General features: G+C 37.9%; 6 protein-coding genes. 5 read left to right on the forward strand and 1 reads right to left on the reverse strand.

Annotated elements, in window-relative coordinates; all coding sequences use genetic code 11:
- Positions 1-273: 273 nt before the first annotated feature.
- Positions 274-720, reverse strand: a complete 447-nt coding sequence (locus Q4550_RS23000; RefSeq protein WP_303536461.1) for a protease complex subunit PrcB family protein — start codon at positions 718-720, stop codon at positions 274-276.
- 171 nt (positions 721-891) lie between these two features.
- Here Q4550_RS23000 and Q4550_RS23005 point away from each other — a divergent pair, with 171 nt between their 5' ends.
- The 5 genes from Q4550_RS23005 (at position 892) to Q4550_RS23025 (ending at position 4855) form a co-directional block, all read left to right on the forward strand.
- Complete coding sequence (locus Q4550_RS23005; RefSeq protein ID WP_303536463.1) at positions 892-1110, forward strand: hypothetical protein; 219 nt, start codon at positions 892-894, stop codon at positions 1108-1110.
- 225 nt (positions 1111-1335) lie between these two features.
- On the forward strand, positions 1336-1857 hold the full coding sequence (locus tag Q4550_RS23010) for a hypothetical protein (protein ID WP_303536465.1): 522 nt from the start codon (positions 1336-1338) through the stop codon (positions 1855-1857).
- 138 nt (positions 1858-1995) lie between these two features.
- Complete coding sequence (locus Q4550_RS23015; RefSeq protein ID WP_303536468.1) at positions 1996-3396, forward strand: hypothetical protein; 1401 nt, start codon at positions 1996-1998, stop codon at positions 3394-3396.
- Between the two features lie 275 nt (positions 3397-3671).
- Positions 3672-4127: a pyridoxamine 5'-phosphate oxidase family protein gene (locus Q4550_RS23020; RefSeq protein ID WP_303536470.1), complete on the forward strand. Its 456-nt coding sequence runs from the start codon at positions 3672-3674 to the stop codon at positions 4125-4127.
- Positions 4128-4228: 101 nt separating this feature from the next.
- Entirely contained in the window at positions 4229-4855 is a 627-nt protein-coding gene (locus Q4550_RS23025; protein ID WP_194221126.1) for a TVP38/TMEM64 family protein, read from the forward strand.
- The last annotated feature ends 283 nt before the right edge of the window (positions 4856-5138 follow it).

The raw sequence follows: 5138 nt of genomic DNA on the forward strand, positions 1-5138 counted from the left end.
ACACGCTATTTGTGTTCAGCATGAGAGATGAAGTGATCGAGGGCATGGGGGAATGGAGCTGGATAAATAAAAGCGTAATTCCCCCGTTAATGGCCGACAAGCACTGGAGTCTCTCAAATGAACACGCTATTTGTGTTCAGCATGAGAGATGAAGTGATCGAGGGCATGGGGGAATGGAGCTGGATAAATAAAAGCGTATTCCCCCCGTTAATGGCTCATAATGAATGTTGTAAGCGTTACAATTTTGTGTGTAACAAAAAAGCGAATCCTTATTTAGGAACGCTTTTTTTGAATTTCTTTAAAGTTAACACGAGTATTCGTCATATCGATTTTTGAGATCACAATTGGCTTTGTAATGGCTTGTGTAACCATATCATCCTTTTTCGGATCAGTATAGAAATACGAGACAACAATCTCGTTGCCTTCTTTAATGATACTGTCGATTGAAACTGAATAACCACCTGTTGGCATCTCACCGCGAGTAATAATAATATAGAGATCGTCATTTGATGGAATCGTAAAAGTGGATTTTTCTAACCATTTTTGTTGAACGGTTGTCTGAACATCTTTAGGAGCATTCTGCATTTCGACTGTTTCAAAAGCGATTTTTTCCTGCATTTGTTCTCCTCCGTTCGATTCGTTAGAGGTTTGAGATGAATTATTACCGCACCCCGCCAAGATAACGAACATCATTGAAATAACTAGTAATAATGAACGCAATGTCTTACTCCTTCCTCTATATAGAGTCTTTCATTTTGAGTAACGCTGAAACTATCTTAAGTTTAGCGAATTTCATTACGCTTGGAAAGAGTAGGGTGTGAAAACGATTATAATTTCTTATAATAGGGTAATAAAAATGTGAGACGTTGACGTAGTGAAAGGAGACAAATCATGCAGAATGAAATTTTAAGCTTTTTAAAAAATGTTGAAGAACCAGTGAGTACGAGAGAAATAATGGAGTACTTATCACGAAAAGGATACAATCCGGATGAAGAAGAACTCGTTCGCATCATTAAACAAATGCCACAGGGGGCGGTTCAACAGGAATATGATGCATCCGTTGTTGATCCTTCGCCATCGGTTGTGTACAAAGCAGGACCTAATGCATAAATCATTATTTGCGGAATTGATCCACTAAATACAAACCAGCAATCAGTAAGAAAACAATTCCAGTTCCATAAAGTACATCTATAATTAAATCCATGTGATGACATCCTTTCTCTGGATCCTCATTTTAGTGTATCAAAACTTCTTATTCATTAAAGTTTTTTTGTTATATTCGGATAAGGAAATGATATACTAGGTGCATTGAGATAAGCGTGGAAGGATGTCGTTATGAAGAAATGGAAGTTAGATAGTTCTAAGCTAATTATATTGTTTTTTATTGTTTTTATTATTGTAGGCGCTGTCAATATACTGTTTAGTGATCGTAAAATGAATACTAGTGAATACTTGCTTAGTGAAAATCAAAGAGATGTTGTATCAAGGTCAGAGACGCAGCCGAAAATGCCCATTGGCGCTCTTGTGAATAGTAAGCTAGCAGAAGATCGCACAATTACCCTTACTGCCAAGATAAAGTATGAAGGGGACGAGAATACTCAGGTTGAGGTAGTAAAAGACGGGCTATTGGATTACCAAATTACTGAACAAAATACAGACGAAGTTGTTATTCCATATACCTCTTTAGTACCTTCAGTCGAAAAGAAGGTGTCTAATGATGAAATTATCGAAGGGGATTCACTTGCTACAGAACCTCTAGATCCAGGTGCATATCAAATTGAAGTTAAAGTACCTATTGTGATGAATAATAAAGAAGAGAGTTTCTTGTTTCGAATTCCAGTTGAAATTGCTCCATGAGAAAAAAACCAAAAACTTCCTTAGAGGAAGTTTTTTTGGTTTATTCTTTAAAAAGGCTGCTGAGATAGGACTGTTGTTTAAATCATAAGTTCAAAACTGATAGAATAGAGGTATGACGATCAGAAGTGAGGGAGCTATGTGAGGAAATTAAATTTATATAAAATTATTGGAATTTTCTTATCTTTTGTCCTGTTCCTTGTTATTTTCAATCAGATTAAGAATGGGGAGCCTAATTTTAAAGTGGATGAGTCTCTTTTTGAAGTATACGAATCTACTAGTAGTTGGGAAGAAGCAATGGAAAACAGTGTTCCGCAGACTCGACTAGCAAGAGAGTTAGGAGCGTTGGGTGGTGATGAGCGCCGTATCCCCCTTCTTTCAGCGGAGAGAGATTTAATTATTCATGATGCAATGGTTCTAAATTATGGAGCCGTTTATCTTACTTATTCGTTTTCGTTGAAGGAAAGTGATCAACCATATAATTTACCAAGATTACATATCGGGTCAGTTAGCTTTACAGGAATAGAAGAATCAAACGAATCATATTTAGTTAGCCAGCAGAACATTGCTATCGAGCAAAATGGCAAGCCGCATGTTGTGAATCACCGTATCTACCAGGCTGATATTTTAATGCTTAATCATGAGGCCGGTGGGACTATAAATGAGTTGAATCGTTTTTCATCGGCAGATTCTGTTCTTATTCAAGATGCGTATGTACAAGGAAATGATGAGAAGGTGAACTTGGAAAATCAGGAGCTGTCTATAGAAAGTGATTATGCTGGAAATGTATATGCTGAAACAGATTTGAACAAAAGCGTAAAAATTAAAGATGGAGAGCTTACATTTTCTCATTTTGAAGCAGGTCTTAACATGAATAAGCTCTATATTAAAGGTAAGTACGATCCGCAAATTAAGTTTGTAATCACCAATACAAGCGGAGAAAACCCGTATTCCATTGAGTATGATGTAAGGGAAGACAAGGATGGAAGTTATCTTCCTTTAGAACCTTTTCAGGCAATACAGAAACGGTTCTCATATCGATTAAATGAAGTGATTTTTAATAAAGACGGATCCATCAGTAAAACAATCGCACAATCTGACCTGGAAGCGATGGAAAAGGGAGAAAAGGTAACCATTGGAGAGTACAGCGGAATCTCTTATACTGTTCATTTAAAAGATGATGGTCAGCAACTTGTGATTTCATTTGATACTCAAGAAGAAATAAGTTCGCAATTTTTTAATCAATTTGATATTGAAAGCCGAAAGACTTATGAAGAGCGATTTGATGTTGCATCAGAAGAAGAGCGGCAGCTTATTGAAGCCCGCAAGCCTATTCTTTTGGAATTAAAAGATGATAAGAAGAGTTCTATTCTTATTTATCAAACAAGACCTATCGGGGAGCCGAACAGTATGCAGGTTGATCTTGATCATGAGCATTTCACATCAGGTCTCCCAGTTTCTATGACGCTATCAAATTTACCGGAATTCCAGTCGATTAACCTTGATATAAGTGGTTTACTTAAAATGAATGAAAAAAAATAATTTATTTTTAAATTTGTAGTTTGGTTTTTTGACATTCGGGAATATTCTTTATCAAACCCCCTAAGTAGTTTGAAAGTGATTTTCCCCCTGTTAGCCGTGCTCACGTGAGTACGGCTTTTTTTTATATGTTAGCTTATATTAATCATCAATAAGGTTCTATAGTCTTCCTTATACAATAAATTCGGTTTGAAATAGTGAAGCGTTTCCATTAAGAGGGATTCGTGGTAATCTTTTAGGAAAGCAATAGATTAAAGAAATTGAAAGGATGAGGCATTTTGGCTAAGAAGGGGATTATGACAGAGCTAACAGAAGATCTTGTAGCCTTTTTAGAAGGAGAAAAGCTTGTAATGCTTGCAACGATTGATCATGAAAGCCACACACCCAATGTATCAGCGATATCATGGGTGAAAAGCTTAGATAAAAATAATATTCGCTTTTCTGTGACTTCTAACTCAAGAACAATTCAAAATGTCAAACAGCATTCTAATGTTGTCTTTACAATAATCGGATTGGAAACGGTATATTCCATTCACGGAAAAGCTTCTATCCTAGAGGAAGCGATGCAAGGAGTGTCACTGAAGCTTGCTAAGATTAATGTGGAAGTTACCCAAGTCGTAGAAAGCATGTTCTGGGGTGCGAAAATAACGGCAGAACCACAATATGAAAAAACATATAACCAAAAGAAAGCGGAAGCTCTTGATGAAGAAGTGTACGCAGCGTTGTTAAATTAGCCGAGACTTTCTTATCATAATTTTTTGTGATTTAATATAGGAAATAAGCATTATGTGCTTTCGCAGTGACGTATGCATCAGGAAACGAGGTTGATTCCCATATGGAATGGGAAATGATTAAAGACTTTTTGAATGAAGAAACAATCAGAGAGTGGCTAGGTCAGTACCGTGCACTTGGTCCTTTGCCTGGAATTTTGCTACCAATGCTTGAGGCTGTGATTCCCATCTTACCCCTTTTTCTTTTTGTAGCAGGAAACGCAGCTGCTTATGGATTCTGGTATGGCTCTTTGCTTTCATGGCTTGGTGCATCTCTTGGCGCTTTGATCGTTTTTATAGTGGTCAGAAAGCTTGCTAGACAGCGCTTCATGCGAGTGATTACAAAACATGCTAAAATCGAAAAAACACTTCGCTGGATCGAGCGGCATGGATTTGGGATGGTATTTCTTCTACTTTGTTTTCCATTTACGCCATCAGCTTTAATCAATGTCGTCGCAGGTCTTTCAAATATGAGCATTAGGAGCTTTGTACTCGCCGTTTTACTAGGGAAAATGGTGATGATATCGATCGTGTCTTTTATTGGACATGATGTCTTTGCCCTGATTCATCGTCCTTTGGAGATGGTGCTGATTCTCGCTGCCATAGTTGTATTATGGGGAGCGGGAAAACTAATTGAAATCAAATTGAATCAACGCCCTAGAAAACATCGTACTGAAGATCATGTGAGATGAAGGAAAAGCCATGCCCGAAAGGGGATGGCTTTTGCGCGTTATTGTTTATTTGGTTTTAAGCTTTTAGTGCCTGTGTAGGGTGAACGGCCACATCCGCATTTCGTGTCTAGCTACAGTGGCCAGGGCCTCGATCGCTTCACCCTATAAAATGAACACAAAGACGGTGTTCTTTTTACAGGGCTCCAGCGCTTGTCGGCCCTTAACGGCCACATCCGCATTTCGTGTCTAGCTACAGTGGGCAAATCCTCCGGTCGTTTCACCCAATCGATTGAGACAAAAAGCG

Origin of the sequence: Anaerobacillus sp. 1_MG-2023, assembly GCF_030547345.1 — a bacterium.
Classification (GTDB): Bacteria; Bacillota; Bacilli; order Bacillales; family Guptibacillaceae; genus Guptibacillus; species Guptibacillus hwajinpoensis_B.

Bases quoted from the DNA above. Each gene is read 5' to 3' on its own strand.
- Q4550_RS23025 (WP_194221126.1), top strand. From the start codon at position 4,229: ATGGAATGGGAAATGATTAAAGACTTTTTGAATGAAGAAACAATCAGA.
- Q4550_RS23005 (WP_303536463.1), top strand. From the start codon at position 892: ATGCAGAATGAAATTTTAAGCTTTTTAAAAAATGTTGAAGAACCAGTG.
- Q4550_RS23010 (WP_303536465.1), top strand. From the start codon at position 1,336: ATGAAGAAATGGAAGTTAGATAGTTCTAAGCTAATTATATTGTTTTTT.